Annotated in this window: 13 protein-coding genes; 8 read left to right on the forward strand and 5 right to left on the reverse strand. The window is 56.2% G+C overall.

Annotated features, from left to right (window positions below; all coding sequences use genetic code 11):
- Nucleotides 1-7: 7 nt before the first annotated feature.
- The 6 genes from ACOTZB_RS12260 to pdxK all read left to right on the forward strand — a co-directional run bounded on the left by ACOTZB_RS12260 (nucleotide 8) and on the right by pdxK (nucleotide 5,634).
- Nucleotides 8-1,021 carry a sulfate ABC transporter substrate-binding protein gene (locus ACOTZB_RS12260; RefSeq protein ID WP_047652632.1) on the forward strand — a complete coding sequence of 338 codons (1,014 nt, stop codon included), beginning with the start codon at nucleotides 8-10 and terminating at the stop codon, nucleotides 1,019-1,021.
- A complete protein-coding gene (cysT, locus tag ACOTZB_RS12265) occupies nucleotides 1,021-1,854 on the forward strand; it encodes a sulfate/thiosulfate ABC transporter permease CysT (protein ID WP_008501609.1) in 834 nt (277 codons plus the stop codon). The genes ACOTZB_RS12260 and cysT overlap by 1 nt, the downstream gene beginning before the upstream one ends.
- Nucleotides 1,854-2,729 carry a sulfate/thiosulfate ABC transporter permease CysW gene (cysW, locus tag ACOTZB_RS12270; RefSeq protein ID WP_421627248.1) on the forward strand — a complete coding sequence of 292 codons (876 nt, stop codon included), beginning with the start codon at nucleotides 1,854-1,856 and terminating at the stop codon, nucleotides 2,727-2,729. Before cysT ends, cysW begins: the two co-directional genes overlap by 1 nt.
- A complete protein-coding gene (gene cysA, locus ACOTZB_RS12275) occupies nucleotides 2,719-3,813 on the forward strand; it encodes a sulfate/thiosulfate ABC transporter ATP-binding protein CysA (RefSeq protein ID WP_421627249.1) in 1,095 nt (364 codons plus the stop codon). The genes cysW and cysA overlap by 11 nt, the downstream gene beginning before the upstream one ends.
- 67 nt (nucleotides 3,814-3,880) lie before the next feature.
- A complete protein-coding gene (gene cysM / locus ACOTZB_RS12280) occupies nucleotides 3,881-4,792 on the forward strand; it encodes a cysteine synthase CysM (protein WP_421627250.1) in 912 nt (303 codons plus the stop codon).
- 5 nt (nucleotides 4,793-4,797) lie between these two features.
- The gene (gene pdxK, locus ACOTZB_RS12285; protein ID WP_023332955.1) at nucleotides 4,798-5,634 is read left to right on the forward strand and encodes a pyridoxine/pyridoxal/pyridoxamine kinase; all 837 of its coding nucleotides are present in this window, start codon (nucleotides 4,798-4,800) and stop codon (nucleotides 5,632-5,634) included.
- 44 nt (nucleotides 5,635-5,678) lie between these two features.
- Here the strand turns inward: pdxK and crr are convergent, their stop codons facing one another.
- The 5 genes from crr to cysZ form a co-directional block, all read right to left on the reverse strand.
- Nucleotides 5,679-6,188: a PTS glucose transporter subunit IIA gene (gene crr, locus ACOTZB_RS12290; protein WP_003861316.1), complete on the reverse strand. Its 510-nt coding sequence runs from the start codon at nucleotides 6,186-6,188 to the stop codon at nucleotides 5,679-5,681.
- 40 nt (nucleotides 6,189-6,228) lie between these two features.
- A complete protein-coding gene (gene ptsI / locus ACOTZB_RS12295; protein ID WP_023332954.1) occupies nucleotides 6,229-7,956 on the reverse strand; it encodes a phosphoenolpyruvate-protein phosphotransferase PtsI in 1,728 nt (575 codons plus the stop codon).
- A gap of 44 nt (nucleotides 7,957-8,000) precedes the next feature.
- Nucleotides 8,001-8,258 carry a phosphocarrier protein Hpr gene (ptsH, locus tag ACOTZB_RS12300; RefSeq protein ID WP_000487600.1) on the reverse strand — a complete coding sequence of 86 codons (258 nt, stop codon included), beginning with the start codon at nucleotides 8,256-8,258 and terminating at the stop codon, nucleotides 8,001-8,003.
- A gap of 317 nt (nucleotides 8,259-8,575) precedes the next feature.
- Nucleotides 8,576-9,547, reverse strand: a complete 972-nt coding sequence (cysK, locus tag ACOTZB_RS12305) for a cysteine synthase A (protein WP_014884739.1) — start codon at nucleotides 9,545-9,547, stop codon at nucleotides 8,576-8,578.
- Nucleotides 9,548-9,710: 163 nt separating this feature from the next.
- Nucleotides 9,711-10,472 carry a sulfate transporter CysZ gene (cysZ, locus tag ACOTZB_RS12310; protein WP_421627251.1) on the reverse strand — a complete coding sequence of 254 codons (762 nt, stop codon included), beginning with the start codon at nucleotides 10,470-10,472 and terminating at the stop codon, nucleotides 9,711-9,713.
- Between the two features lie 230 nt (nucleotides 10,473-10,702).
- Here cysZ and zipA point away from each other — a divergent pair, with 230 nt between their 5' ends.
- Both zipA and ligA read left to right on the forward strand, forming a co-directional pair.
- Nucleotides 10,703-11,686 carry a cell division protein ZipA gene (gene zipA, locus ACOTZB_RS12315; RefSeq protein WP_421627252.1) on the forward strand — a complete coding sequence of 328 codons (984 nt, stop codon included), beginning with the start codon at nucleotides 10,703-10,705 and terminating at the stop codon, nucleotides 11,684-11,686.
- A gap of 69 nt (nucleotides 11,687-11,755) precedes the next feature.
- Nucleotides 11,756-13,771: an NAD-dependent DNA ligase LigA gene (gene ligA / locus ACOTZB_RS12320; RefSeq protein WP_421627253.1), complete on the forward strand. Its 2,016-nt coding sequence runs from the start codon at nucleotides 11,756-11,758 to the stop codon at nucleotides 13,769-13,771.

The following is a 13,771-nucleotide window of genomic DNA, read 5'->3' on the forward strand; positions in this document are numbered from 1 at the left end:
GTGCGCAATGGCCGTTACTGTACTGAAAAAAGGAACTCTGGCGCTGGCAGGTTTACTGCTGGTTGCCCAGGCGCAGGCGACTGAACTGTTAAACAGTTCGTATGACGTTTCCCGCGAGCTGTTTGCCGCCCTTAATCCACCGTTCGAACAGCAGTGGGCAAAAGACAATAACGGCGACAAGCTGACCATCAAGCAGTCCCACGCCGGCTCGTCCAAGCAGGCGCTGGCGATTTTGCAGGGCCTGAAAGCGGATGTGGTGACCTACAACCAGGTCACTGACGTGCAGATCCTGCACGATAAAGGCAAGCTGATCCCGGCCGACTGGCAGAGCCGCCTTCCGAACAACAGCTCCCCATTCTATTCCACCATGGGCTTCCTGGTGCGTAAGGGCAACCCGAAGAATATCCACGACTGGAGCGACCTGGTGCGTTCCGACGTGAAGCTGATTTTCCCGAACCCGAAAACCTCCGGTAACGCGCGCTACACCTATTTAGCCGCGTGGGGCGCGGCGGACAAGGCTGACGGTAATGATAAAGCCAAAACCGAGCAGTTTATGACCCAGTTCCTGAAAAACGTCGAAGTGTTTGATACCGGCGGCCGCGGGGCGACAACGACCTTCGCGGAGCGCGGTCTCGGCGATGTGCTGATCAGCTTCGAGTCGGAAGTGAACAACATCCGCAAACAGTACGAAGCGCAGGGCTTCGAGGTCGTTATCCCGAAAACCAACATCCTGGCCGAGTTCCCGGTGGCGTGGGTGGATAAAAACGTGCAGGCGAACGGTACCGAGAAAGCGGCAAAAGCCTATCTCAACTACCTGTACAGCCCGCAGGCGCAGACCATCATTACCGATTACTACTACCGCGTGAATAACCCGGACGTAATGAACAAGCTGAAAGATAAATTCCCGCAGACCGATTTGTTCCGCGTGGAAGATCATTTCGGCTCCTGGCCTGACGTGATGAAAACGCATTTTGCCAGCGGCGGTGAGTTAGACAAACTGCTGGCGGCGGGGCGTAAGTAATGTTTGCAGTCTCGACAAAACGCGTGCTGCCGGGCTTTACCTTAAGCCTCGGGACAAGCCTGCTGTTCGTCTGCCTGATCCTGCTGTTGCCGCTCAGCGCGCTGGTGATGCAGCTTGCTCAGATGAGCTGGGCGCAGTACTGGGACGTGATCACCAACCCGCAGGTGGTGGCGGCATATAAGGTGACGCTGCTGTCGGCGTTTGTCGCCTCCATTTTTAACGGCGTGTTTGGCCTGCTGATGGCGTGGATTTTAACCCGCTATCGCTTCCCGGGCCGCACGCTGCTTGACGCCCTGATGGATCTGCCGTTTGCGCTGCCGACGGCGGTGGCGGGCTTAACCCTCGCGTCGCTTTTCTCCGTGAACGGGCTGTACGGCGAGTGGCTGGCGAAATTCGACATCAAAGTGACCTACACCTGGCTCGGTATCGCGGTGGCGATGGCATTTACCAGCATCCCGTTTGTGGTCCGTACCGTGCAGCCAGTGCTGGAAGAGTTAGGTCCGGAATACGAAGAAGCGGCGGAAACGCTGGGCGCCACGCGCTGGCAGAGCTTCCGTAAGGTGGTTTTGCCGGAGCTCTCTCCGGCGCTGATGGCGGGTGTCGCGCTGTCGTTTACCCGCAGCCTCGGTGAGTTCGGCGCGGTGATTTTTATCGCCGGGAACATCGCCTGGAAAACAGAAGTCACCTCGCTGATGATTTTCATCCGTTTGCAGGAGTTTGATTATCCGGCGGCGAGCGCGATTGCTTCGGTGATCCTTGCGGCCTCGCTGCTGCTGCTGTACTCGATTAACACTCTGCAAAGTCGCTTTGGTCGACGTGTGGTAGGTCACTGATGGCGGAAGTTACGCAATTGAAGCGATACGATGCACCCCGCATCAACTGGGGTAAATGGTTTCTGATTGGGGCGGGCGTACTGGTTTCCACCCTCATTCTCGTCGTGCCGACGATCTATATCTTCGTTCAGGCGTTCAGCAAGGGCCTGATGCCCGCGCTGGAAAACCTGGCGAACCCGGATATGCTGCATGCCATCTGGCTGACCGTGCTGATTGCGCTGATCACCGTGCCGGTGAACCTCGTGTTCGGGACCCTGTTGGCGTGGCTGGTGACGCGCTTTAACTTCCCGGGACGTCAGCTGCTGCTGACCCTGCTGGATATTCCTTTCGCCGTATCGCCGGTGGTGGCGGGTCTCGTGTACCTGCTCTTTTACGGCTCCAACGGTCCGCTGGGCGGCTGGCTGGATGAGCACAACTTGCAAATCATGTTCGCCTGGCCGGGCATGGTGCTGGTCACCATCTTCGTGACCTGTCCGTTTGTGGTGCGTGAGCTGGTGCCGGTGATGTTAAGCCAGGGGAGCAACGAAGACGAAGCGGCGGTACTACTGGGCGCGTCAGGCTGGCAGATGTTCCGTCGCGTGACGCTGCCGAATATTCGCTGGGCGCTGCTTTACGGCGTGGTGCTGACCAACGCCCGTGCGATTGGTGAGTTTGGTGCCGTGTCCGTCGTCTCCGGCTCCATCCGGGGTGAAACCCTGTCGCTGCCGCTCCAGATTGAGCTGCTGCAGCAGGACTACAACACCATCGGCTCGTTTACTGCCGCAGCGTTGCTGACGCTGATGGCCATTTTGACCCTGTTTTTGAAGAGTGTGGTGCAGTGGCGTTTAGAAAATCAGGAAAAACGTCAGCATCAGGAGGGAAATCATGAGCATTGAGATTGCCAATATTAAGAAGTCTTTTGGTCGCACCCTGGTGCTGAATGATATCTCGCTGGATATCCCTTCCGGACAAATGGTGGCGCTGCTGGGGCCGTCCGGCTCGGGCAAAACCACGCTGCTGCGTATTATCGCCGGGCTTGAGCATCAGACCAGCGGGCACATCCGCTTCCACGGCATCGACGTGAGCCGCCTGCACGCCCGCGATCGTAAAGTAGGTTTTGTATTCCAGCATTACGCGCTGTTCCGCCACATGACCGTGTTCGACAACATCGCGTTTGGCCTGACCGTGCTGCCGCGTCGCGAGCGCCCGGATGCGGCAACCATTAAAGCGAAAGTGACAAAACTGCTGGAGATGGTGCAGCTGGCTCACCTTGCGGATCGTTTCCCGGCCCAGCTTTCCGGCGGGCAGAAACAGCGTGTGGCGCTGGCGCGCGCGCTGGCCGTTGAGCCGCAAATTCTGCTGCTGGATGAGCCCTTCGGCGCGCTGGATGCGCAGGTGCGTAAAGAGCTGCGTCGCTGGCTGCGTCAGCTGCATGAGGAGCTGAAATTCACCAGCGTCTTCGTGACCCACGACCAGGAAGAGGCGATGGAAGTCGCGGATCGCGTGGTGGTCATGAGCCAGGGCAACATTGAGCAGGTTGACGAGCCTGAACAGCTGTGGCGTGAACCGGCGACCCGCTTCGTGCTGGAGTTTATGGGCGAAGTGAACCGTCTGCAGGGCATCATTCGCGGCGGCCAGTTCCACGTTGGCGCGCATCGCTGGCCGCTGGGCTATACCTCCGCGCATCAGGGGCCGGTCGATCTGTTCCTGCGTCCGTGGGAAGTGGACGTGAGTCGCCGAACCAGCCTGGATTCACCGCTGCCGGTGCAGGTCCTGGAAGCTAGCCCTAAAGGTCACTACACCCAATTGGTGGTACAGCCGCTGGGCTGGTATACCGAGCCGCTGACCGTGGTCATGCGCGACGACGTGCCGCCGCACCGGGGCGAGCGTCTGTTTGTCGGGCTGCAGCATGCCCGTATTTATCACGGGAAGGAGCGTATTGAGACGCGCGAGGATATTGCTCTGGCGGAGTCAGCCTGATAGGTTAATGCGTATGTTTTTCGCCCGGTGGCGTAATGCTTACCGGGCTTTTTATTGAGCAAAAATCGTGAATACACTCGAACACACCATCGGCGACACTCCTCTGGTCAAACTTCAGCGCATGGGGCCGAACAACGGCAGCGAAATCTGGGTCAAACTCGAAGGCAATAACCCGGCGGGATCGGTAAAAGACCGTGCGGCGCTGTCGATGATTGTCCAGGCCGAAAAACGCGGAGAAATTAAGCCAGGAGACGTGCTGATTGAGGCTACCAGCGGCAACACCGGTATCGCCCTGGCGATGATTGCGGCGCTGAAAGGCTACCGCATGAAGCTGCTGATGCCGGACAACATGAGCCAGGAGCGCCGTGCCGCGATGCGTGCCTACGGGGCAGAGCTGATTCTGGTGACCAAAGAGCAGGGGATGGAAGGCGCACGCGACTTAGCGCTGGAGATGGCCGAGCGCGGCGAAGGTAAGCTGCTGGATCAGTTCAACAACCCGGACAACCCGTACGCGCACTACACCACCACCGGCCCTGAAATCTGGCAGCAGACCGACGGGCGTATCACCCATTTTGTCTCCAGCATGGGCACCACCGGCACCATTACCGGGGTATCGCGTTTTCTGCGCGAGCAGGAAAAAGCCGTCACCATCGTTGGCCTGCAGCCGGAAGAGGGGAGCAGCATTCCGGGCATTCGCCGCTGGCCGGCGGAATATATGCCGGGCATCTTTAATGCGCAGCTGGTGGATCGGGTGCTGGATATTCATCAGCGCGAGGCGGAGAATACCATGCGTGAGCTGGCCGTGCGTGAAGGCATATTCTGTGGGGTCAGTTCGGGTGGTGCTGTAGCAGGGGCAATCCGCGTTGCAAATGAAAACCCTGGCGCGGTTGTCGTGGCGATTATCTGCGATCGCGGCGATCGTTACCTGTCTACCGGCGTCTTTGGTGAAGAGAGTTATTCGCAGGGGGCGGGGATTTAAGCGTCATGGAGATGATTCTATTCCGGGATAACACCCGGGCGCAGCAAACCGACATTGTCGCCGTGCAGTCGCAGGTGGTTTACGGCAGCGTGGGGAACAGCATCGCGGTACCGAATATTCGTACCCACAGGCTGAACGTCACCGCCGTGCCGACGGTTCTGTTCAGCAACACGCCGCATTACGACACGTTTTATGGTGGGGTGATCCCCGACGAGTGGTTCAGCGGCTATCTGAAGGCGCTGGAAGAACGCGAGATCCTGCGCGAGCTTAAGGCGGTGACTACCGGCTATATGGGCAGCGCCAGCCAGATCGTCCTGCTGGCGCAGTGGCTGAAGGCGGTCAAAGCGCAGCATCCTGACCTGCTGGTGCTGGTCGACCCGGTTATCGGCGATATCGACAGCGGTATGTACGTGAAGCCTGAGATCCCGCAGGCGTATCGGGAGCATCTGCTGCCGCTGGCGCAGGGGATTACGCCAAACGTCTATGAGCTGGAAGTGTTAAGCGGCAAACCGTGCCGTACGCCGGAAAGCGCCATCGCTGCGGCGCAGGGACTGCTCTCCGACAGCCTGAAATGGGTGGCGATCACCAGTGCGCCGGTCGCCGATGACCCGGAAAACATCCACGTGGTGCTGGTGACGAATGAAGGCGTGACCGTCAGCGCGCATCCGCGCGTAGAAACCGATCTGAAAGGGACGGGCGACCTGTTCTGTTCAGAGCTGGTGAGCGGAATTGTTGAGGGGAAAACCGTTGCCGACGCCATTCGCATGGCGGGCGATCGGGTAACTGACGTGATGCTCTATACCCAGTCGAAAGGCTACGACGAGCTTATCCTCCCGGCATAAACAAAAATGGCGCCCGAAGGCGCCATTTTTCTGTGCGGCAAGAATTACTTCTTGATGCGGATAACCGGGGTTTCACCCACGGTGACGCTGCCAGACAGTTTGATCAGTTCTTTGATTTCGTCCATGTTGGAGATAACAACCGGCGTCAGGGTAGACTTGGCTTTTTCTTCCAGCAGTGGCAGATCGAATTCAATTACCGGGTCACCAACTTTAACACGCTGGCCTTCTTCCGCGATACGTTTGAAGCCTTCGCCTTTCAGTTCAACGGTGTCAATACCGAAGTGAACGAACAGTTCGATACCGCTATCAGATTCGATAGAGAACGCATGGTTGGTTTCAAAAATTTTACCGATGGTGCCGTCAACTGGAGCAACCATTTTGTTGCCAGTTGGTTTGATAGCAATGCCATCACCAACGATTTTCTCAGCAAACACTACATCCGGCACGTCTTCGATGTTGACGATCTCGCCGGAGAGCGGAGCAACAATCTCAATAGTTCCGGAGTCTTTCTTATCATCAGAAACCAGAGATTTCAGTTTATCGAACAAACCCATGATCTTCTCCTAAGCAGTAATTTGGGCCGCATCTCGTGGATTAGCAGATTGTTTTTTCTTCAATGAACTTGTTAACCAGCGTCATTAACTCGTCCGTTGTCGGTTGAGCAAGAGCCTGCTCTGCTAACACCTTCGCATCTTCGAAGTTCGTGTTACGGATAATCTTCTTAATGCGCGGGATGGAAATGGCGCTCATAGAGAATTCGTCCAGACCCATACCCAGCAACAGAAGTGTAGCACGTTCGTCGCCTGCAAGCTCACCACACATGCCAGTCCATTTACCTTCTGCATGAGAAGCATCAATAACTTGCTTGATCAAGTTCAGTACGGACGGTGACATTGGCTGGTAGAGATGTGAAATCATATCATTACCACGGTCAACTGCCAGGGTGTACTGCGTTAAATCATTGGTGCCGATACTAAAGAAATCAACTTCTTTGGCTAAATGACGCGCAATGGTCGCCGCCGCAGGTGTTTCCACCATCACGCCGATCTCGATTGACTCGTCAAACGCTTTACCTTCGTCACGCAGTTCCTGTTTGTAGATTTCGATCTCTTTCTTCAGTGCACGCACTTCTTCAACAGAGATGATCATCGGGAACATGATGCGCAGTTTACCGAACGCAGAGGCACGCAGGATCGCGCGAACCTGGTCACGCAGGATCTCTTTACGATCCATCGCGATACGGATTGCACGCCAGCCCAGGAACGGGTTCTCTTCTTTCGGGAAGTTCATGTACGGCAGCTCTTTGTCGCCGCCGATGTCCATGGTACGGACGATAACCGCCTGAGAGCCACAGGCTTCAGCCACAGCTTTATAGGCAGCAAACTGCTCTTCTTCCGTTGGCAGCGCGTCGCGGTCCATGAACAGGAATTCTGTACGATAGAGACCTACGCCTTCCGCACCGTTGCGCTCAGCGCCATCAACGTCGCGGACGGTACCGATGTTTGCGCATACTTCTACCTGATGGCCGTCCAGGGTGATGGCTGGCAGGTCTTTCAGCTTAGCCAGTTCCGCTTTTTCAGTCGCAACCTGCTCCTGAACCGCGCGCAGTTTATCGATCTCTTCGTTGGTTGGGTTGACGTAAACCAGATTGTTTACGGCATCCAGAATCAGATAGTCGCCGTTTTTCACCTGAGAGGTGACGCTACCGGTACCCACGATGGCAGGCAGTTCCAGAGAGCGCGCCATGATAGAGGTGTGCGAGGTACGGCCACCCGCGTCAGTGATGAAACCGAGGACCTTTTTCAGGTTCAGCTGTGCGGTTTCAGACGGGGTGAGGTCAGCGGCAACCAGGATGACTTCATCCTGAATCGCGCTCAGGTCTATAATGGCCAGACCCAGGATGTTGCGCAGCAGGCGCTTACCGATGTCACGTACGTCAGCCGCACGCTCTTTCAGGTATTCATCATCCAGTTCTTCCAGGGCAGTTGCCTGACCTTCGATAACTTCATGCGCAGCCGCGTCGGCCGTCATGCCTTTATCTTTAATCAGGGCTATGATTTCCTGCTCCAGCTCCTCATCTTCGAGCAGCATGATGTGCCCTTCGAAGATGGCTTCTTTTTCTTCACCGAAAGTTTCGCCAGCTTTAGTTTTGATTGCTTCCAGTTGCGCAGATGCCTTGGCACGACCGCTCAGAAAACGTTCAACTTCCTGATCAACCTTGTCGGCAGAAATTTTTTTCCGGTCGATGACGATCTCGTCTTCTTTCAGCAGCAGTGCTTTGCCGAAAGCGATACCCGGGGATGCTAAAATGCCTGAAATCATAACCCTACCTTACTTGTGACTGATATTTAAAAGAACCCGGAAACTTACTCGAGCTCAGCCATCAGTTTTACCAGATGCTCAACTGCTTTCTGCTCGTCTTCACCTTCTGCAGAGATGGTGACAACGGTGCCCTGAGTCAGGCCCAGAGTCTGCAGTTTGAACAGGCTTTTTGCGCTCGCGCTTTTGCCGTTGGAAGTCACAGTGATTTCAGAAGTGAAGCCTTTTGCTTCTTTAACAAACTGAGCAGCAGGGCGGGTGTGCAGACCGTTCGGAGCGGTAATGGTAACTTCTTGCTGGAACATTGTATTTCCCCAACTTATAGGTTTAGTGTTGTGGAACTAAAGTCTAGCCTGGCGACTGAACTTTAGCCTGTATTGTTAGCGCTGACGTTTCGATCGTCATTAAACATTATGCAGCGAAAGCAAGACTTGAACCAAATCATAAAATCGATTCAGCAAGGCTATTTCATTCACCGATTAATTTCACGCATCAAAATAATTGCTGGTTTAAATACCAGACCCAACGGGGTGAAGCAATGCCAGGAGGGGCAAAAGTTTGAAGCAGGCCACAAAAAAGCACCTGAAAAGGTGCTTTTTTACGCGTTATTAACATGCTGGCACTACTGTTGCAGTTCTTTTTCGGTAAACAGATCGGCAAACAGTGCGGTGCTCAGGTAACGCTCGCCCGAAGAAGGAAGGATAACCACAATGTTCTTGTTGGTAAAGGCTTCATCTTCCTGAAGCTTGAGCGCTGCCGCAACGGCCGCACCGGAAGAAATACCCGCCAGAATGCCTTCTTCATCCATCAGGCGACGCGCGGTAGAGATGGCTTCTTCGTTAGTGATGGTCACCACTTTATCGATCAGCTTCAGATCCAGGTTGCCCGGAATGAAGCCTGCACCAATACCCTGAATTTTATGAGGGCCTGGTTTAAGCTCTTCACCCGCCAGTGCCTGAGTGATAACCGGTGAGTCTGTTGGCTCAACGGCAACGGTGATCAGGTCTTTTTTACCTTTTGTGCCTTTAATATAGCGTGACACGCCGGTCAGCGTACCGCCGGTACCCACGCCGGAGATAAAGACGTCAACCTGGCCGTCGGTATCTTCCCAGATTTCCGGACCGGTGGTCTTCTCGTGAATTTCCGGATTAGCCGGGTTGCTGAACTGCTGCAGCAGCAGATATTTCGCCGGATCGCTGGCCACGATCTCTTCAGCTTTCTGAATGGCGCCCTTCATGCCCTTCGCGCCTTCGGTCAGCACCAGGTTCGCACCCAGCGCTTTGAGCAGCTTACGACGCTCGATGCTCATGGTTTCTGGCATGGTCAGCGTCAGCTTGTAGCCACGCGCGGCAGCCACATAGGCCAGAGCGATACCGGTATTACCGCTGGTCGGTTCCACAAGCTCAACGCCAGGCTTCAGTACGCCACGTTTTTCAGCATCCCAAATCATGTTTGCACCGATACGGCATTTTACGCTGAAGCTCGGGTTACGTGATTCGACCTTCGCCAGAATGCGTCCATTACCGATACGGTTCAGTCGAACCAGGGGCGTATGACCGATAGTCAGCGAGTTGTCTTCATAAATCTTACTCATGGCCTGTCCTTAACTGTATGAAATTGGGATACCGACCCAGCATACCTGCTAAGCAGGTAGGGGGAAGTAAGGAATTCGCATATCTATATACTGCAAGGAAATAATGGGGATCAGTATGGAATAAGGGGCGGCATAAGCCACCCCTGCTTTACACATTTTTGCATTATTTCCATAACGCGTGCTTAGCACGGTAGCAGTCGACCCACATCGCCGTCGCGCCGCAGACGGCGACGGGCACGATGAATAGATTCAGGAAGGGAATCATGGTGAACAGGCTGGTCAGCGCGCCAAACTGCATATTGGCGACCTTCTGGCTGCGCAGGGCGGTGCGCATCTCTTTAAACGGCACCTTGTGGTTATCGAACGGATAATCGCAGTATTGAATAGCCAGCATCCAGGCACTGAACAGGAACCACAGCACCGGCGCCACCGTCTGGCCAAAGCCTGGCACAAAATAGAGGATAAGCAGCACGACCGCGCGGGGCAGGTACCAGGCAAACTTCTGCCACTCGCGCCTCATGATGCGTGGCAGGTCCTTCATGATCCCCAGCACGCCCGTGTCCGGCGGCGTCGCGCCGGTAAGCCGCGCTTCAAGCTGTTCCGCCAGCAGACCGTTAAACGGCGCGGCTATCCAGTTGGCAATCGTCGAAAAGAAGTACCCAAACACCAGCAGCACGGAGATCACCGCTACTGGCCAGAGCAGGTAGTTAAGCCACTGCAGCCAGTCCGGCACGTAACTCATCAGCGACGGGATCCAGCTCTCCAGCTTTGTGAACAGCCACCAGAACGCGCCGCCCATCAGAATAATGTTGATCAACAGCGGCAGAATGACGAAGCGTCGAATCCCCGGCAGGGAGACCAGTTTCCAGCCCTGAGAAAAATACCAGACGCCGCTGCGCGGGGGAGAAGAAGATGTTGAAACCATAGACAGGCTGTACTCCTTTTTACACAACCAGTGGAATTGCCCGCCTATATTATCCACTTACGGAGCAATGACCAGTTCGGAAATGTTCGAAAAACCAGCAAAAAGCACGATTTCCTTCATCTTTATGCTGTGAATGCTCTGCACACACTTGCACTTGACGTAAACGGCAAATACTCTTAGTGAGTAAATGTTTGCCGTGGTGGCAAGGTGTTAGAACAACAGAGAATATAATGATGCAGGATTTGCGTCTGATATTAATCATTGTTGGCGCGATCGCCATAATCGCTTTACTGGTACATGGTTTCTGGACCAGCCGTAAAGAGCGTTCCTCGATGTTTCGCGATCGCCCACTGAAGCGCATGAAGTCCAGTCGTGACGACGATGACAGTGAAGATGACATCGACGGCAGCGATGATGACGGCGTGGGTGAAGTTCGTGTTCATCGGGTTAATACTGCGCCCGGCGCAGGCCATGGGGAGCATGAAGCGCCTCGTCCTTCGCAGCACCAGTATCAACCGCCGTATGCTTCTGCACAGCCGCGCCAGCCAGCGCCGCAGCCAGTGGAAGAGCCGGTGCGCCAGCCGCAGCAACAGCCTGTTTATCAGCAGCCTGCAGCGCCACAGCCGGTTCAACAGCAACCGGCGCAGCAGCCCGTGCCGCAACAGCCTGCTCAGCCGGTACAACAACCGCAGCAGCCTGTTCACGTACAGCCTGCGCCTCAGCCTGCTCCAGCCCCGCACGTTGAGCCTGAGCCCGTTGTAGAGCCAGAGCCGGTTGTTGAAAAACCGCAGCGTAAAGAAGCGGTGATCATCATGAACGTGGCCGCGCATCACGGCAGCCATCTCAACGGTGACGTGCTGCTCAACAGTATTCAACAGGCAGGATTCAAGTTTGGCGATATGAATATTTTCCATCGCCATCTGAGCCCTGACGGTAGCGGCCCGGCGCTGTTCAGCCTGGCCAACATGGTTAACCCTGGCACCTTTGATCCGGAAATGACCGGTGATTTCGTGACCCCGGGCGTCACTATCTTTATGCAGGTGCCTTCTTACGGCGACGAACTGCAAAACTTTAAGCTGATGCTGCAGTCCGCTCAGCACATCGCTGACGAAGTCGGTGGTGTGGTGCTCGACGATCAGCGTCGAATGATGACCCCGCAGAAGCTGCGCGAGTATCAGGACCGCATCCGCGAAGTTAAGGAAGCTAACGCGTAATAGTCGCGCTTACTTCAACTCCTCCTCAACCCCCGCCTGTCGGGGGTTTTTTCTCATTGATGGTGCGATATGGACTCAATCGAACAACAACTCACTGAACTGCGAACCACGCTTCGCCATCATGAATACCTCTATCATGTTATGGACGCGCCGGAAGTCCCGGATGCGGAATATGACCGCCTGATGCGCGAGCTGCGCGAACTAGAGGCGCAGCATCCGGAGCTTATCACGCCGGATTCCCCCACCCAGCGCGTCGGCGCTGAGCCGCTGGGCGCTTTCAGCCAGGTGCGCCATGAGGTGCCGATGCTGTCGCTGGATAACGTCTTCGATGAAGAGAGCTTCCTCGCGTTTAACAAGCGTGTGCAGGATCGCCTGAAAAGCTGCGACTCCCTCACCTGGTGCTGCGAGCTCAAGCTGGATGGCCTGGCGGTCAGCCTTCTCTACGAAAACGGCGTGCTGGTGCGTGCCGCAACGCGTGGCGACGGTACGACGGGCGAAGACATCACTACCAACGTGCGTACCATCCGCGCGATCCCGCTGAAGCTGCAGGGTGACAACATTCCCGCGCGTCTGGAAGTGCGCGGCGAGGTGTTCCTGCCCCAGGCGGGCTTCGAGAAAATTAACGACGAGGCGCGTCGCACCGGCGGTAAGGTGTTTGCTAACCCGCGTAATGCGGCGGCAGGCTCTCTGCGCCAGCTTGACCCGCGTATTACCGCGAAGCGACCGCTTACTTTCTTCTGCTACGGCGTCGGTATTCTGGAGGGGGGCGAGCTGCCGGATACGCACCTGGGACGTCTGCTGCAGTTTAAAGCGTGGGGCCTGCCGGTGAGCAACCGCGTTCAGCTCTGCGACTCGCCGGAAGCGGTACTGGCGTTCTACCACAAGGTGGAAGAGGACCGTCCTACGCTCGGTTTTGATATAGATGGCGTCGTCATCAAGGTGAATTCACTGGCGCTGCAGGAGCAGCTGGGCTTTGTTGCTCGCGCGCCCCGCTGGGCGGTGGCGTTTAAGTTCCCTGCTCAGGAGCAGATGACCTTCGTTCGCGATGTGGAGTTCCAGGTTGGCCGTACGGGGGCGATTACCCCTGTCGCCCGTCTGGAGCCCGTGCAGGTTGCGGGCGTGCTGGTAAGTAATGCCACACTGCATAACGCCGATGAAATCGAACGTCTGGGCCTGCGCATTGGTGACAAAGTGGTGATTCGCCGGGCGGGCGACGTTATCCCGCAGGTGGTTAACGTCGTGGAGTCAGAACGTCCTGCCGATACGCGCGAGATCGTCTTCCCGACCCACTGCCCGGTGTGCGGCTCCGACGTTGAGCGTGTGGAAGGTGAAGCGGTGGCGCGCTGTACGGGCGGCTTAATCTGTGGTGCGCAGCGTAAAGAGTCGCTGAAGCACTTCGTCTCCCGTCGGGCGATGGATGTCGACGGCATGGGTGACAAGATTATCGATCAGCTGGTTGAGAAAGAGTATGTCCATACGCCAGCGGATCTCTTCAGGCTGACGGCAGGTAAACTGACCGGTCTGGATCGCATGGGGCCAAAGTCAGCCCAGAATGTGGTTAACGCGCTGGAAGCCGCCAAAGAGACGACTTTTGCCCGCTTCCTGTACGCGCTGGGCATTCGTGAAGTGGGAGAGGCGACGGCAGCGGGCCTGGCGGCGTACTTTGGTACGCTGGAGGCGCTGGAAAAGGCAAGCATCGACGAGCTGCAGAAAGTCCCTGACGTTGGCATTGTAGTCGCCACGCACGTCTTTAATTTCTTCGCCGAAGAGAGCAACCGTGAAGTCATCGGCAAGCTGCTGGAAGAGGGCATCAGGTGGCCCGCGCCGGTGGTGGTTAACGCCGAAGAGATCGACAGCCCGTTCGCCGGTAAAACGGTGGTCCTGACTGGCAGCCTGAGCCAGCTTTCACGCGACGATGCGAAAGCGCGCCTGGTGGCGCTGGGGGCCAAAGTGGCGGGCAGCGTGTCGAAGAAAACCGACCTGGTGATCGCCGGGGAAGCGGCGGGCTCTAAGCTGGCGAAAGCCCAGGAGCTCGGCATTGAGGTTATCGACGAAGCGGAAATGATGCGTCTGTTAGGAGAGTAA

Source organism: Enterobacter cloacae complex sp. SHL020, assembly GCF_049236945.1.
Lineage (GTDB): Bacteria > Pseudomonadota > Gammaproteobacteria > Enterobacterales > Enterobacteriaceae > Enterobacter > Enterobacter dykesii.

What these genes read in the sequence shown, in the direction of transcription:
- ACOTZB_RS12260 (WP_047652632.1), top strand. Translation starts at nt 8, where the DNA reads ATGGCCGTTACTGTACTGAAAAAAGGAACTCTGGCGCTGGCAGGTTTA.
- cysT (WP_008501609.1), top strand. Translation starts at nt 1,021, where the DNA reads ATGTTTGCAGTCTCGACAAAACGCGTGCTGCCGGGCTTTACCTTAAGC.
- cysW (WP_421627248.1), top strand. Translation starts at nt 1,854, where the DNA reads ATGGCGGAAGTTACGCAATTGAAGCGATACGATGCACCCCGCATCAAC.
- cysA (WP_421627249.1), top strand. Translation starts at nt 2,719, where the DNA reads ATGAGCATTGAGATTGCCAATATTAAGAAGTCTTTTGGTCGCACCCTG.
- pdxK (WP_023332955.1), top strand. Translation starts at nt 4,798, where the DNA reads ATGGAGATGATTCTATTCCGGGATAACACCCGGGCGCAGCAAACCGAC.
- crr (WP_003861316.1), bottom strand. Translation starts at nt 6,188, where the DNA reads ATGGGTTTGTTCGATAAACTGAAATCTCTGGTTTCTGATGATAAGAAA.
- ptsI (WP_023332954.1), bottom strand. Translation starts at nt 7,956, where the DNA reads ATGATTTCAGGCATTTTAGCATCCCCGGGTATCGCTTTCGGCAAAGCA.
- ptsH (WP_000487600.1), bottom strand. Translation starts at nt 8,258, where the DNA reads ATGTTCCAGCAAGAAGTTACCATTACCGCTCCGAACGGTCTGCACACC.
- cysK (WP_014884739.1), bottom strand. Translation starts at nt 9,547, where the DNA reads ATGAGTAAGATTTATGAAGACAACTCGCTGACTATCGGTCATACGCCC.
- cysZ (WP_421627251.1), bottom strand. Translation starts at nt 10,472, where the DNA reads ATGGTTTCAACATCTTCTTCTCCCCCGCGCAGCGGCGTCTGGTATTTT.
- zipA (WP_421627252.1), top strand. Translation starts at nt 10,703, where the DNA reads ATGATGCAGGATTTGCGTCTGATATTAATCATTGTTGGCGCGATCGCC.
- ligA (WP_421627253.1), top strand. Translation starts at nt 11,756, where the DNA reads ATGGACTCAATCGAACAACAACTCACTGAACTGCGAACCACGCTTCGC.